At 42.5% G+C, this 14,734-nt stretch carries 13 protein-coding genes; 1 reads left to right on the forward strand and 12 read right to left on the reverse strand.

Annotated elements, in window-relative coordinates; all coding sequences use genetic code 11:
- Positions 1–247 precede the first annotated feature (247 nt).
- Entirely contained in the window at positions 248–691 is a 444-nt protein-coding gene (locus tag ACFX4I_RS07310; protein ID WP_063233003.1) for a GatB/YqeY domain-containing protein, read from the reverse strand.
- 14 nt (positions 692–705) lie between these two features.
- Positions 706–879, reverse strand: a complete 174-nt coding sequence (gene rpsU, locus ACFX4I_RS07315) for a 30S ribosomal protein S21 (RefSeq protein ID WP_028391853.1) — start codon at positions 877–879, stop codon at positions 706–708.
- A gap of 236 nt (positions 880–1,115) precedes the next feature.
- Between rpsU and ACFX4I_RS07320 the strand changes: the two genes are divergently transcribed.
- A complete protein-coding gene (locus ACFX4I_RS07320) occupies positions 1,116–2,048 on the forward strand; it encodes a Na/Pi symporter (RefSeq protein WP_377419834.1) in 933 nt (310 codons plus the stop codon).
- 371 nt (positions 2,049–2,419) lie between these two features.
- Here ACFX4I_RS07320 and deoC read toward each other — a convergent pair whose 3' ends face one another.
- The 10 genes from deoC to lepA all read right to left on the reverse strand — a co-directional run bounded on the left by deoC (position 2,420) and on the right by lepA (position 14,665).
- Entirely contained in the window at positions 2,420–3,091 is a 672-nt protein-coding gene (deoC, locus tag ACFX4I_RS07325) for a deoxyribose-phosphate aldolase (protein ID WP_063233000.1), read from the reverse strand.
- A 157-nt stretch (positions 3,092–3,248) separates the two neighbouring features.
- Positions 3,249–4,586: a tRNA (N(6)-L-threonylcarbamoyladenosine(37)-C(2))-methylthiotransferase MtaB gene (gene mtaB / locus ACFX4I_RS07330; protein ID WP_230303773.1), complete on the reverse strand. Its 1,338-nt coding sequence runs from the start codon at positions 4,584–4,586 to the stop codon at positions 3,249–3,251.
- Between the two features lie 6 nt (positions 4,587–4,592).
- Positions 4,593–5,345: a 16S rRNA (uracil(1498)-N(3))-methyltransferase gene (locus ACFX4I_RS07335; protein WP_230303774.1), complete on the reverse strand. Its 753-nt coding sequence runs from the start codon at positions 5,343–5,345 to the stop codon at positions 4,593–4,595.
- A gap of 138 nt (positions 5,346–5,483) precedes the next feature.
- Complete coding sequence (gene prmA / locus ACFX4I_RS07340) at positions 5,484–6,425, reverse strand: 50S ribosomal protein L11 methyltransferase (RefSeq protein ID WP_283931933.1); 942 nt, start codon at positions 6,423–6,425, stop codon at positions 5,484–5,486.
- A 36-nt stretch (positions 6,426–6,461) separates the two neighbouring features.
- Positions 6,462–7,577, reverse strand: coding sequence for a molecular chaperone DnaJ (gene dnaJ / locus ACFX4I_RS07345; RefSeq protein WP_230303776.1), 1,116 nt, complete (start codon positions 7,575–7,577; stop codon positions 6,462–6,464).
- 299 nt (positions 7,578–7,876) lie between these two features.
- Positions 7,877–9,709, reverse strand: coding sequence for a molecular chaperone DnaK (gene dnaK / locus ACFX4I_RS07350; protein ID WP_098369764.1), 1,833 nt, complete (start codon positions 9,707–9,709; stop codon positions 7,877–7,879).
- A gap of 37 nt (positions 9,710–9,746) precedes the next feature.
- A complete protein-coding gene (gene grpE, locus ACFX4I_RS07355; protein WP_214789827.1) occupies positions 9,747–10,337 on the reverse strand; it encodes a nucleotide exchange factor GrpE in 591 nt (196 codons plus the stop codon).
- 99 nt (positions 10,338–10,436) lie between these two features.
- Complete coding sequence (hrcA, locus tag ACFX4I_RS07360) at positions 10,437–11,465, reverse strand: heat-inducible transcriptional repressor HrcA (protein WP_098369762.1); 1,029 nt, start codon at positions 11,463–11,465, stop codon at positions 10,437–10,439.
- A gap of 124 nt (positions 11,466–11,589) precedes the next feature.
- Entirely contained in the window at positions 11,590–12,741 is a 1,152-nt protein-coding gene (gene hemW, locus ACFX4I_RS07365) for a radical SAM family heme chaperone HemW (RefSeq protein WP_377419837.1), read from the reverse strand.
- Positions 12,742–12,829: 88 nt separating this feature from the next.
- Positions 12,830–14,665 carry a translation elongation factor 4 gene (gene lepA / locus ACFX4I_RS07370; RefSeq protein WP_377419839.1) on the reverse strand — a complete coding sequence of 612 codons (1,836 nt, stop codon included), beginning with the start codon at positions 14,663–14,665 and terminating at the stop codon, positions 12,830–12,832.
- Positions 14,666–14,734: the final 69 nt, after the last annotated feature.

Raw genomic sequence — 14,734 nt, forward strand, 5'->3', positions numbered from 1 at the left:
AGAAAACCTACCAGTAAATTCAGCACGCAACTAAAATTCGAATAAGGAGCAAATGAAGCAACCCTTTACTCTGTTCTTTAGTTATTACGTATGTATATGAAAAAGGTTTCAAAAAAAAGCAAATAAAATTAAAAGTGCCCTCATTACCTTGGGCTACGTTTCAATAATATACGCATAAAATTCATGAAATACACAAAAACCACAGGCAATTTGCCTGCGGTTAGGTTTCGAGTTTTAAGTTTAGAGTTTAAGATAGATGTTGTTGTACTAATTTGTTTACTAGAGAACCATCCGCTTTACCTTTAACTTTAGGCATTAAAGCTCCCATAACTCGGCCCATATCTGCTTTGGATGTTGCATTGACTTCTTCAATCGTTTGTTTAACGATTTTAGAAATGTCTTCTTCTGAAAGTTGCTCAGGCATATATGCCTCTACGTATACTAGTTCGGTGCGGACTTTATCCACGAGATCTGAACGACCTGCGTTTTCAAACTCCTGGAGGGAGTCTTTGCGTTGTTTTAATTCGCGAGAGAGCACTGTCAATTCTTCATCATCTGTTAAATCTTGTCTCTGCTTCAAGGCTTCGTTTTGAATAGAAGCTTTCAGCATCCGAATAACAGATAGTTTGTCCTTTTCCTTGTTCTTCATCGCTTGTTTCATATCATTATTTAAACGCTCGAGAAGACTCATCTTTCCACCCTCTCTTAGAATTTACGTTTTCTTGCAGCTTCAGACTTTTTCTTACGTTTTACGCTTGGTTTTTCATAAAATTCACGCTTCCTAGCTTCCTGAAGCGATCCTGCTTTAGATACAGTACGTTTGAAACGACGAAGAGCATCTTCAAGCGATTCGTTTTTACGAACGACGGTTTTAGACATCTCTTTCCCTCCCTCCGAAAACAACACACTAACTCAAGTTGTCAACATGTTATACATGTACTAAACAATTATAATATATCATCTTTAGCAGGTCAACCAATAAAATCAAACTTATTTTGAATATCATCATGTTATTATCATAATTTTTCACTAAACGATGATTCAACTTGCATGAAAATCCAATTTATAGCATGTCTCCCGTCATTGGGCCATAAGCTTACTATGAGGTGACAGTCATGCATGAGCTATTTTTATTCCTTTTATTCATTGCGATATTTTTGGCAGGTATGTCGGTTTTACGAATCGGACTGTTCAATATGTCGGGTGCCGCATTAAAAACTTTTCTCTCAAAGGTTACGGATAAGCCATGGAAAGGCTTGATGGCCGGAACCATATTTACCGGGATCCTGCAGAGCAGCTCGGCGGTCATGGTCATGACGGTCGGCCTCGTTTCCGCAGGAAGCTTAACGTTCCCGCAAACAATCGGGATTATTCTTGGAACGAATATCGGATCCACCTTCACAGCAGAGTTCATGAGCTTCTCTCTGGATCGTTGGATCATTCCCGGTGTCGTAAGCGGCGCTTTCCTTTGCTTCATGCCAAAAGCATTACCGAGAAGCATAGGGATGTCACTGGTCGGAATCTCGGCCATCTTCGCGGCGATGAGTGGTTTTAAAACGCTTTCGACACCGATTGCAGCCTATCCATCCATTCAAACGCTCATCCATTACATAGAGGGCCATATGAGCTATGCACTTTTAGCAGGAATATTATTGACAGCACTCATTCACTCCAGTTCGGCAACCATCGGAATAGCCATGAGCTTTTTGATGAATGGGGAGTTATCCGTCCCTTCCGCAATCATCATCATGCTCGGATCGAATATAGGCACTTGCATCACCGGATACATGGCCAGCATCGGTTCCGGTAGACAAGCTGCCTTCACAGCTTATGCACATATTTGGCTAAACGTCATCGGTGTTGCCGCATTCCTGCCTTTTGTGGACATCCTGGAAAGCACTGCTGCCTTTTTCACCGAAAACAAGGGGACACAGCTGGCCCATGCCAGTGTCATTTTCAATATCTTGACTTCTTTGGCCGTCTTGCCATTAGCAAGGCAATTCTCCAACCTCATTCTCTTGGTGCATCGGCCACACTTAAAAAAATAAGGAGCTGTCCAAAAGTCATTAGTGACTTTCTTTTAGGGCAGCTTCGTGTGAAGATTGGACATCATATGCAGCTGCAAAATTTCACCACTCATCTAAAGTAGTGTTAATGATAAAAAAAACCTTTTTTCATTTCCCTCCCCCTGTTTATGCATTTATATAAGCAAGTTTAATCCCTGTTTGATACCCCCTAATATTTATTAAATCCACAATAAGCTTTTTTCCTGAATTTATGGGTTCCAAAAATGATACGGGTTCTCTTTTTTCAATCCGATTTTTTTATGGAAGTAATAAAAAAAAGGCGGAGAAAAATAAAATATTTTTCTCCGCCTTTTTTATTTCAGGGACTTATTATATACGGTCCCTTTTTAAAATCAATAATCGGAATCAGCCGTTAAGCCCTTTACGATGGAGACACCTGCACTCGCTCCAATTCTTGTTGCACCAGCTTCAATCACTTTCTGGGCATCGCTCGTGTTGCGGACTCCGCCTGAAGCTTTGACACCGATATCCGGGCCAACCGTTTTTCTCATAAGCGTGATATCTTCAACAGTCGCTCCGCCGGTCGAAAAACCAGTTGATGTTTTCACATAATCCGTTCCTGCTTTTACAGCCAATTCACATGCACGGACTTTTTCTTCATCAGTCAATAAAGAAGTTTCAATGATCACCTTTGAAAGAGCCTTACCAGTGGATGCCGCTACAACAGCACGGATATCCCGCTCTACCAGCTCATCATCCTTGTCCTTCAATGCGCCGATATTGATCACCATATCGACTTCGTGAGCGCCATTGGAGATGGCGTCTTTCGTTTCAAAAGCTTTGGTTTCCGGTGTGGTTGCACCTAGTGGGAAGCCGATGACCGTACAAACTTTCACTTCTGAACCTTCCAAAAGTTCGCTTGCATATTTCACCCAAGTCGGGTTTACGCATACGGAAGCAAAGTTATACTCTCTCGCTTCTTCGCATAATACCTTTATTTGCTCTTTGGTTGCATCTGCTTTTAATAACGTGTGGTCAATTAAACCTGCTACATTTTGTGACATTAATAAATCCTCCTCAAAAACAATCTATACCTAGTTGTACGTACCTCTCATGATACCATAGTTTTTCCACTTTGACGATATATATAGTCTTTACCCGAAAGTGCCAAGAAAACACATCAAAAAGAGGATAAAAAAAAGACAGCGATTAACCGCTGTCTTAGATATTGGATGCTTGTTGCAACGGAAAATCCTTCACTACCGTCACGAACTGACCTTCACTAAATGGATAGCCAGACTTTGTAATCTTCACTTTGACGATTTCACCGACCATTTCTTCCGAAGCCGGGAAGACGACTTTCATGTAATTATCGGAGTAGCCCTCATAAAGGCCATTTTCCAACTTCGTCTCAGGAATGACTTCCAGAACTTCCCCCTCGAATCGGGAGGCATACTCTTTTGCCAGCTGATCGGACAACGCGATAAGGCGGTGGACGCGTTCATTTTTGATATCTTCATCCACTTGATCTTCCATACGGGCAGCCGGAGTCCCTGTCCGTTTTGAATAAGGGAAAACATGAAGTTCGGAGAATTTATATTTTTCTATAAAGTTATATGTCTCCATGAATTCTTCTTCGGTTTCACCCGGGAAACCTACGATGACATCAGAGGTAACAGCAAGACCCGGAAGTGCAATTTTCAACTTTTCGATTCGATCACCGAAGAAATCCATCGTATATTTACGTCTCATCCGTTTTAGAACTGTATCGGAACCCGATTGGATTGGTATATGCAAATGACGTACCACTTTTTTCGAATTCGCCAGCACTTCAATGATTTCATCTGTAATTTGGCTGGCTTCAATGGATGAAATACGGATGCGCTTCAGCCCATCGACTTTTTCCAAGTCCCGCAGCAGCATCGCCAAATTATAGTCTTTTAAATCGTCTCCGTAGCCGCCTGTATGAATTCCGGTGAGGACTAGCTCTTTATAGCCTGCCTCGACAAGCTGTTCAGCTTGGTGAATGACTTCTTTTGGATCCCGAGAACGCATCAAGCCACGAGCCCAAGGGATGATGCAGAAAGTGCAGAAATTATTGCAACCTTCCTGAATCTTAAGTGAAGCGCGTGTACGGTCTGTAAAAGCAGGTACATCCAACTCTTCGTATACACGGTTTTTCATGATATTTCCTACGGCATTGATTGGTTCACGTTCCACCTTGAATTGCTCAATGTAATCAAGGAGTTTAACCCTGTCTTGTGTTCCTACAACAATATCCACACCTGGTATGGCCATGATTTCTGCCGGCGATGTCTGTGCGTAACATCCCGTTACCGCTATGACGGCATTCGGGTTCTTACGGATGGCACGACGGATGACCTGACGGCTTTTCTTATCGCCAGTGTTTGTCACCGTGCATGTGTTGATGACATATACATCTGATGCATTTTCAAACTCAACACGATCATATCCCCCAGTTTTGAATAATTGCCATATAGCCTCTGTTTCATAATGATTCACTTTACAGCCTAATGTATGGAAAGCGACCGTTGCCATTTTTCATCACCTCAAAAGTTCTACATGATAAGAAACAGCGGAAAGTGCATATAAAGGTGCTGTTTCAGTTCTTAATATTCTTGGTCCAAGACCGCAAGCCATAAAACCGGCATCAGTCAGTTTTTCAATTTCCTTATCTGCTAAACCACCTTCAGGCCCAAATACGAATAGGATGGATTGCCCAGCGGTAATATCTTTCAAGACCGAAGCGAGTACAGAAGTTTCCCCCCGTTTTGCCTCTTCTTCAAAAGCGATTAATTTATGATCGAAACCAGTTGCATACCCAGCTAGCTGATCTGCCGTCATCGGTTCCTTGATGGCAGGAATAACCGTGCGGTGGGATTGCTCAGCCGCCTCTTTTGAAATCTTCTGGAGTCTCTCCAATTTCTTACCTACCTTTTTGTGGTCCCATTTTACCACCGAACGAGCAGCAATAAAAGGGATAAATTCAACGGCACCCAGTTCAGTACCCTTTTGAACGATATATTCCAACTTATCCCCTTTAGGCAGACCGCTCGCTATCACAACCCTTACAGGAAGTTCCTTTTCTTCATTCTTCCATTCGGTAACTGTCCCTATAACAGCATCATCAGTAATTTCCGAAATTTCCGCGATAGCTGTCATGCCATTACCTTTCACCGTGATGATCCGTTCCCCTGGTCCCATTCTCATCACCCTGGCGATATGGTGAAAATCATCGCCTGATATCTTCACCGTGTTTCCATTGATGTCTACTTCGTTAAGAAAATACCGCTGCACACTGCCACCTACTTCGTCTAGTCTAAAAAACTCACAGGCTAACAGTCAGGAATCCAGAATGCAAGCCGTGCAAAGATTCAAGCTAAAAAAAGGTACTCTGACTATCAAAAAACCCGATAATCAGAGTAACTTTTTCAATTAATCATTTCTTTTCGCGATTATTGCCACCCAATCTTCCATCAAGATCGTTTCCTCAATGGTGAATCCAGATGCTATAATCGCTTCCTTCACATCTTGTTTCTTAGTTTGAATGATTCCCGAAGCGATGAAATATCCGCCAGGTTTAACCACTTTCGCTACATCATCCGTAAAACGCATGATCACTTCGGCAAGAATATTAGCCACGACGATATCCGCTTGTTCATTCACGCCATCCAGTAAATTGCCTTGTGAGACGGACACTTTATCCTGGACGTTATTTAGTTCCACATTTTGCTTGGCTGACTGTACTGCCACTTCATCCAAATCAAGAGACTGGATTCGTTTTGCATCCAATAATGCAGCTGCAATGCTCAGAACCCCGGAACCAGTTCCTACATCAACGACTAAATCCCCAGGCTGTACTGTACGCTCCAGCGCTTGGATGCACATGACCGTCGTCGGGTGTGTACCCGTTCCGAAGGCCATGCCTGGATCAAGTTCAATGATCAATTCGTCACTGCTTACTGGAGTGTAGTCTTCCCATGTTGGCACGATGGTAAAACGTTCGGATATCTTGACGGGGTTATAATATTTTTTCCAAGCCGTCGCCCACTCTTCTTCATTCACTTCACTAATTGAAACAACATTTTTCCCAAGGTCTATATCAAAAAGAAGGAGATTATTGATTGATTCCTTAATAGCATCAATAGTATCGCCAAGGAAGCTGTTAACAGGCAGATAAGCCTTAATGACTACACCTTCATCCGGATAATCATCTGGGTTTAAGTGGTAGATTTCGCCAAAAACATTTTCTCGTTCCTTGACTAATTCTAGAGGATCCTCAATGACAACACCGCTCGCACCTGCCTCATGAAGAATATTCGAAACAGGTTCAACCGCTTCATTCGTTGTTTGGATTGCAAATTCAGACCACTTCATAATCTACCAACTCCCAATTTGTTCTTTTACTTTTATTCACCTATCTTTAAAAGCACGCTTTACTTTTGAGAAAAAGCCATCATCTTGTTCATCTACACCTTGTCCGCTGATATCACTGAACTCACGAAGCAGGTCCTTTTGTTTTTCCGTTAATTTCTTAGGCGTGACCACTAATACGACCACATGCTGATCTCCTTGGCCATATCCTCTGACATTCGGAACTCCTTTGCCTTTTAAACGGAAACGAGTGCTTGTTTGTGTACCTGCAGGAATCTTCAGCTTCACTTTTCCATGAAGCGTCGGAACTTCTATTTCATCGCCTAATGCTGCCTGGGTAAAAGTAACCGGCATTTCACAATAAATATCATCGCCATCCCGCTCAAAGAATTCATGGCTGCGTACATGGAAGACTACATACAGGTCTCCTGCCGGACCGCCATTGATTCCTGGCTCTCCTTGGCCGGTTACACGCAACTGCTGGCCATCATCAATTCCTGCTGGCACCTTGACTTGGATCTTTTTACGTTTTTGGACTTTTCCGTCACCGCCGCATGTTGAACATTTATTAGGAATGATTTTTCCTGTTCCTTGACAATGGTGACATGCTCTCCGGTTCACAATCCTTCCGAACGCTGTGTTTTGTTCAACATTCAATTGACCGGTTCCATGGCAATGTGAACAGTTTTCCACTTTTGTACCTGGTTTGGCACCAGATCCTTTACAAGTATCACAATCCTCTTCACGCGGAATTTCGATCTCAGTATCTTTTCCGAATGCAGCCTCTTCAAAAGAAAGCGTCATCGTATACTGTAAATCCGCCCCTTGACGCGGTGCATTAGGATCTCTCCTGCGTCCGCCGCCGCCAAAAAAGCTACTGAAAATATCTTCAAAACCGCCGAAACCGCCAAAGTCCTGACCGCCAAAGCCTTGATTTGGATCTGTGTGTCCGAATTGGTCATAATGGGCCTTTTTCTGTTCGTCACTCAATACTTCGTAAGCTTCCTTGATTTCCTTGAATTTATCCGCAGCATCGTCCGCTTTATTAATATCAGGGTGATATTGTTTGGAGAGCTTTCGATACGCTTTTTTGATTTCATCCTTCGAAGCACTCTTCGAAAGGCCTAACACCTCATAATAATCGCGTTTACTCATATCTAAAATCCACTCCCGATTCGATTCACATAAAGGTAATATTATCACTGAACGAAGATAATAATCAACTAGAAAAGTACAAACGGCTTTAACACATTTTTGCAAATGGTATTGCCAGCGCCAATTTGCATACATTTCCCTCTAAAATCCAACGATTCCCCACCAGTGATTGTAGCACTTCCCGACAATGATTCCATTCACTGTAAAAAAGCCAAAGTCAAGATAACCTGACTTTGACTTTTTTACAATGGCAGGCAGAAACACTGCCCAATATATCAGTGTCCCGATTGGGCCACTTTTTATTTTTTCTCTTCTTCGTTAACTTCCGTGTATTCAGCATCGACTACATTATCGTCTTTAGCAGACTCGCCAGCACCGGCTTCGCCAGCTTGCTGAGCTTTTGCCGCTTCTTCATAAAGCTTCATTGTCAGAGCTTGAACGATTTCGTTAAGCGCATCTTTTTTCACGCGGATTTCTTCGAGCTCATTTTTCTCGATTGCAGCTTTCAGTTCATCCTTCGCTTCATTCGCTTTTGTTACTTCCGCTTCATCCACTTTACCTTCTAGATCTTTAAGCGTTTTTTCCGTTTGGAAAACTAATTGATCAGCTTCGTTACGAAGTTCGACTTCTTCTTTACGTTGTTTATCGCTATCGGCATTTTCTTCCGCTTCACGTACCATGCGTTCGATCTCTTCATCAGAAAGTCCTGAAGATGATTTGATGGTGATCGCTTGTTCTTTGTTCGTGCCAAGATCTTTCGCACGAACGTTCACGATACCGTTTTTATCGATATCGAATGTCACTTCAACTTGTGGAACTCCACGCGGTGCCGGTGGAATGTCACTCAATTGGAAACGACCAAGAGTTTTGTTATCCGCTGACATTGGACGCTCACCTTGAAGGACATGGATATCAACTGCCGTTTGATTATCAGCCGCTGTCGAGAATACTTGTGATTTACTTGTCGGAATCGTAGTATTACGGTCAATCAGTTTCGTGAATACTCCGCCCATCGTTTCAATTCCAAGTGAAAGTGGTGTTACATCAAGAAGGACAACGTCTTTAACATCCCCTGTTAATACGCCACCTTGAATTGCAGCACCCATAGCCACTACTTCATCAGGGTTTACACCTTTGCTTGGTTCTTGACCGATTTCCTTTTTGATCGCTTCAACAACCGCAGGAATACGTGTAGATCCACCAACAAGGATTACTTTGTCGATTTCAGATGCTGAAAGACCAGCATCTTTCAATGCTTGACGAGTTGGTCCCATAGTACGTTCCACAAGTCCTGTAGAAAGCTCATCGAATTTAGCTCTAGTCATCGTTACATCCAAGTGAAGCGGGCCAGCTTCTCCTGCAGTGATGAACGGTAAAGAAATTTGGGTTGAAGTTACGCCGGAAAGATCTTTTTTCGCTTTTTCAGCTGCATCTTTCAAACGTTGAACCGCCATTTTATCTTTTGAAAGGTCGATTCCGTTTTCTTTCTTGAATGCTTCAACTAGGTAATCGATGATGACTTGGTCGAAATCATCCCCGCCTAGACGGTTGTCACCAGCTGTGGACTTAACTTCGAAAACGCCGTCTCCAAGTTCCATGATCGAAACGTCAAATGTACCGCCGCCAAGGTCGAATACAAGGATCGTTTGATCTTCTTCCGTTTTATCCAAACCGTATGCAAGTGCTGCAGCTGTCGGTTCGTTGATGATACGTTCCACTTCAAGGCCGGCAATTTGACCAGCATCCTTAGTTGCTTGACGTTCTGCATCATTGAAGTAAGCAGGTACAGTGATAACCGCTTTAGTAACTTTTTCGCCAAGATACTCTTCAGCGTATGATTTCAAGTATTGAAGGATGATTGCAGAAACTTCTTGAGGTGAGTATTCTTTTCCTTCAATTACTTCTTTATGGTTGGTACCCATATGGCGTTTAATGGAAATGATCGTGTTAGGGTTTGTAATCGCTTGGCGTTTCGCCACTTCCCCTACTTGCCTTTCTCCATTTTTGAATGCCACTACGGATGGAGTTGTACGGTTTCCTTCTGGATTCGGGATTACTTTTGGTTCCCCGCCTTCAAGTACAGATACACAAGAGTTTGTTGTACCTAAGTCAATACCAATAATCTTGCTCATAGTTTCACTACCTCCCAATTATTTATATGTAAAAATCCTATTCGTTCACTTTTACCATTGCAGGTCGAATCACACGGTCTTTAAGGATGTATCCTTTTTGGAATTCCTCGACGACGATGTTCGAACCGAAGTTTTCATCTTGAACTTGCATGACCGCTTGATGCAAACGCGGATCGAACTCTTCGCCAACCGAACTGATCGGTTCGATGCCTTCTTTAGTCAATGCATCAGTAATCGCTTTATAGACCATTTCCATGCCAGATAGCAAGGATTTTGTCTGTTCATTATCCGCTTCGATTTTTGTAGCTCTTTCAAAATTATCAAGAGCCTCCACCAAATCACTAGCAATACTTTGAACTCTATATTTTTGAGCCGCCTCCATATCAAGCTTGGCACGGCGTCTTGAATTATCAAAATCGGCCTGCAGACGAAGATAACGGTTATCCATTTCTTCGATTTTCGCCTCAAGTTCGGCAATCTTTTCATGAGCCAATTGAAGTTCATCCTTTTCAACCTGGCCATGGTTTTCTTCCGCTGGAATTTCTTCTTCAGCGAAAACTGCTTCTGCAGCGCTTTCCTCGATTGTTTCATTTTCCAATGTTTGTTCTTCGTTTTTATTTTCTGTCACAATCTCACCTCCCTAAAAGGGTTATACAATTTATGCTAAAGTAATATGCGAGGCCGCGGAATATACTCCTCCGCCACCTTAACAATATTACCTTTGCTACTATTTTTGATACAGTTTTGTCATCAGGGCCGTTAAATCTTTCGAGAAAAACGAAAGCAAACTGATCACTCTCGAATATTCCATTCTCGTTGGACCCAATATGGCCAATGTGCCAACTTGCTCCTGCCCGATTGAGTAGGTTGCCGTAATCAAACTGCAGTCATCGAGCACTGTGTTTTGATTTTCACGGCCGATCTTGACGTGGATGCCCGATGGATTTTGAGTAATGAGTTCATAAAATCCCTGTTCCTGCTCAATCATCGATAAAAGCGTGCTTACTTTAGCAATATCATGGAACTCCGGCTGCCTCAGCATATTCGTTTTCCCGCCGAAAAATATTTTTTCGGGCTTTGTGTCCGTCAGGGTCTCCGCAAGGATCGAGACCATCGATCCATAGTTATGAATGTGGCGGCTCAATAGAACTGCAACTTCCTTATAGATCTTATCCTTTAGATCAACTAGCGGAACATCGACCAAGCGGGAATTCAATATGTTCACCATCTTTTCAATTTCGTTTATATCAAAAGAAGGCGGTAAGGAAATCATTCGATTTTCCACATGACCTGTATCCGTAATAATGATGGCTATTGCCGTTTCAGGACTTAAAGGAATGATCTGGATTTTTTTCAGCTTATGCTCATTCACTTTTGGCCCGAGTACAATCGCCGTATAATTCGTCAGTTCCGAAAGGATTTTCGCTGACTTCTGAACGATTTTTTCCAATTCATAAATTCGTTCTACAAAAACGGATTTTAATATCTTCATTTCATTCTTTTTCGGAGCTTGAGGAGAAAGTAAATGATCCACATAATATCTATACCCTTTTTCAGAAGGGACCCTACCGGAAGAAGTATGGGTTTTTTCTAAAAATCCCATTTCTTCAAGATCAGACATTTCGTTGCGAATTGTGGCAGAGCTGAACGTAATTTCATCTTTCTTCGACAAGCTTCGTGACCCGACTGGCTGGGCAGAATGGATGAAATCCTCGATTATCACTTGTAGAATCAATAATTGACGATCAGTTAGCATGTATGATCACCTCTGTTAGCACTCTGTCTCATCGAGTGCTAATATACTAATAAATTATCAAATGAAGCTTATGATGTCAACAATGAAAACCGCTAATTCATCGTTAAAATAACATAGATTTCCTTCAGTCGGAATCAATAACGCCTAAAAATGATTGGAACACTTCATTTCCCAGCAGTTTGCCCCGCTCAGTCAAGCGCACAAACCCGTCTTCCACCTTTAGCAGACCCTTTACCGACCCTTCTTCGAGCGGTTTCCTGAAAATCTCCGTCATTTCAACAAAAAATTTATTCTTAAAGATTTCCAATGAAACTCCTTCCGTTTTCCGGAGCCCCAAAAACATCTCCTCTTCCATCCGTTCATGAAGCGGTACAGGGTGTTCTTCCAACACAGGCAGCTCGTTCGCCAGCAATGGCATGATATATTTCTTAACAGGCCCATGATTGGCCACCCTTTTACCCCCAGTATAGCCATGTGCACCTGCACCAATCCCATAATACTCCGCATTATCCCAATATGTCAGGTTGTGCCTGCTTTCAAACCCTGCTCGGGCAAAATTACTGATTTCATATTGATGCAGACCATGCTTCTCCATCTCTTCCATCAGCCTCTCATACATCGAAGCCTCGAGCTCCTGCGGCGGCAGGTTTAATTTACCCCTTCGCATCTGATTATAAAAAACCGTCTTCGGCTCAACGATCAATGAGTAGCTGGAATAGTGCGGCAATTGAAGGGCAATCGCTTTATCCAGCGTATCCTTGAAATCTTCCATCGTTTGGCCCGGCAATCCATAAATCAAGTCGATGCTTATATTCGTAAAGCCAACCTCTTGAGCCAAATGAATCGTTTCATATACTTCTAGAGCCCGGTGAGTCCGGCCAATTCGTTTTAATAATTCATCATTGAAGCTTTGCACACCAAAGCTAAGTCTATTGACCCCTGAATCATAAAGTATCTCGAGTTTTTCCCTCGAAAGATCCCCTGGATTGGCTTCGAATGTATATTCAGCCTTTTTAGCATCAAAGGGAAGGGTTTCATTGATTGCTTCACATAAGAATGCAAGCTGCTTTTCATCTAGAGAGGTCGGTGTCCCTCCACCGACGAAAACCGTATCCAAACCTGCAGTCGGGTATTTGGAAAGCTGCATCACCATTTCCCTTTTCATCATCTGTAAATATTCGTCGACCGGCTGCCCCTGCAAAAATACTTTATTGAAATCACAATAATGACAAATATGTTCACAAAATGGTATATGGAGGTAGGCGCTTTTGATCATTGTGTTCACAACCTTTTAATCGAATGAGTCGATAGAAAAAGAGGCTAGATCTCCTCTACCCTCTTTTTCTAACTATCGTTTATTTTATTTATTTTTTGGGTGTCGTATCATCCATTTTCAAAACAGCCATGAAAGCTTCTTGCGGAACTTCAACGGAACCTACTTGTTTCATCCGCTTTTTACCCTCTTTCTGTTTTTCGAGCAGCTTACGTTTACGGGAAATATCGCCGCCGTAACATTTAGCCAATACGTTTTTGCGCATTGCACTAATCGAAGAACGGGCTATGATTTTTTGCCCGATTGCCGCTTGGATCGGCACTTCAAATTGTTGTCTTGGAATCAGCTTCTTCAATTTTTCAACAATGACTTTACCGCGTTCATAAGCAAAGTCCTTATGAACGATGAAACTTAAAGCATCGACAGTTTCAGAATTCAATAAGATATCCATCTTCACAAGCTTGGACGGTTTGTAGCCGATCAGCTCATAATCGAATGAAGCATAGCCTCTTGTATTGGATTTCAATTGATCGAAGAAATCATACACGATTTCAGATAATGGAATTTCGTAATGAATGCTCACACGAGTCTCATCGATATATTCCATATCAATGAAGTTACCGCGTTTGTTTTGACAGATTTCCATGATCGTCCCAACAAACTCCGTCGGTGCCATCATCGTTGCTTTTACATATGGCTCCTCGACCCGTTCGATCTTTTGAGCATCAGGCATATTAGACGGGTTATCCACTTTCAGGACCGTTCCGTCTGTTTGGACCACATCATAAATAACACTCGGTGCAGTGGTGATCAGATCGATTTTGAATTCACGTTCAATCCGTTCCTGGATAATTTCCATATGAAGGAGTCCAAGGAATCCGCAACGGAAACCGAAGCCCAATGCTTGCGATGATTCCGCTTCGAACTGAAGCGCTGAATCGTTCAATTCCAATTTCTCCAATGCATCCCGTAAATCATTGAATTTCGATGCGTCAATTGGGTATAAACCGCAATATACCATCGGATTCATCTTCCTGTAACCCGGCAATGGTTCTGTCGCACTATTCACGGCACTTGTAATCGTATCACCAACAGTCGTATCACCAACGTTTTTAATGGATGCCGTAAGGAAACCTACATCACCGACGTTCAGTTCATCCAACAGCTGGGTCTTAGGGTTGAAGACACCCAATTCGGTAACATCGAATTCCTTGCCAGTGGACATCATTTTGATTTTGTCTCCCACTTTAACAGAACCTTCGACAACACGGATATAGGCAACAACACCGCGGTACGCATCAAACAGTGAATCGAAAATAAGCGCCTTGAAAGGAGCATCTGGATCACCTTGTGGAGCTGGAACCAATTCAACGACCTGTTCCAAAATCTCCTCGATTCCGATTCCGGCTTTAGCCGAAGCCAAGACTGCATCGGAAGCATCCAATCCGATCACATCCTCGATTTCTCCGCGCACCCGTTCCGGATCTGCACTCGGCAAATCAATTTTATTGATGACCGGAATGATTTCAAGGTTGTTGTCCAATGCTAAATACACGTTTGCAAGCGTTTGGGCCTCAATACCCTGTGCCGCATCGACAACAAGGACAGCGCCTTCACACGCTGCAAGGCTTCGTGACACTTCATACGTAAAATCGACATGTCCCGGTGTATCAATAAGATGGAAGATATATTCTTCTCCATCTTTCGCGTTATATTTCAATTGAATCGCATTCAATTTAATCGTAATTCCGCGCTCACGCTCTAAATCCATGGAATCCAACAGCTGACTCTTCATTTCACGCTGAGTCATGGCGTTCGTTTTTTCAATGATACGATCCGCCAATGTAGATTTACCATGATCAATATGAGCGATGATGGAAAAGTTACGAATTTTTGATTGTCTTTTTAATTTTTCTTCTCTATTCATGACGTTCACTCCCACTAGTCGACACAATACACTATTTTTTATTATATCAATAGAAAATGCAAGATTCAA

Source organism: Peribacillus sp. YIM B13472 (assembly GCF_042788005.1).
GTDB classification, from domain to species: Bacteria; Bacillota; Bacilli; order Bacillales; family DSM-1321; genus Peribacillus; species Peribacillus simplex_E.

Coding starts and splice junctions, on each gene's coding strand:
- ACFX4I_RS07310 (WP_063233003.1), bottom strand. CDS start 691: ATGAGTCTTCTCGAGCGTTTAAATAATGATATGAAACAAGCGATGAAG.
- rpsU (WP_028391853.1), bottom strand. CDS start 879: ATGTCTAAAACCGTCGTTCGTAAAAACGAATCGCTTGAAGATGCTCTT.
- ACFX4I_RS07320 (WP_377419834.1), top strand. CDS start 1,116: ATGCATGAGCTATTTTTATTCCTTTTATTCATTGCGATATTTTTGGCA.
- deoC (WP_063233000.1), bottom strand. CDS start 3,091: ATGTCACAAAATGTAGCAGGTTTAATTGACCACACGTTATTAAAAGCA.
- mtaB (WP_230303773.1), bottom strand. CDS start 4,586: ATGGCAACGGTCGCTTTCCATACATTAGGCTGTAAAGTGAATCATTAT.
- prmA (WP_283931933.1), bottom strand. CDS start 6,425: ATGAAGTGGTCTGAATTTGCAATCCAAACAACGAATGAAGCGGTTGAA.
- dnaJ (WP_230303776.1), bottom strand. CDS start 7,577: ATGAGTAAACGCGATTATTATGAGGTGTTAGGCCTTTCGAAGAGTGCT.
- dnaK (WP_098369764.1), bottom strand. CDS start 9,709: ATGAGCAAGATTATTGGTATTGACTTAGGTACAACAAACTCTTGTGTA.
- hrcA (WP_098369762.1), bottom strand. CDS start 11,465: ATGCTAACTGATCGTCAATTATTGATTCTACAAGTGATAATCGAGGAT.
- hemW (WP_377419837.1), bottom strand. CDS start 12,741: ATGATCAAAAGCGCCTACCTCCATATACCATTTTGTGAACATATTTGT.
- lepA (WP_377419839.1), bottom strand. CDS start 14,665: ATGAATAGAGAAGAAAAATTAAAAAGACAATCAAAAATTCGTAACTTT.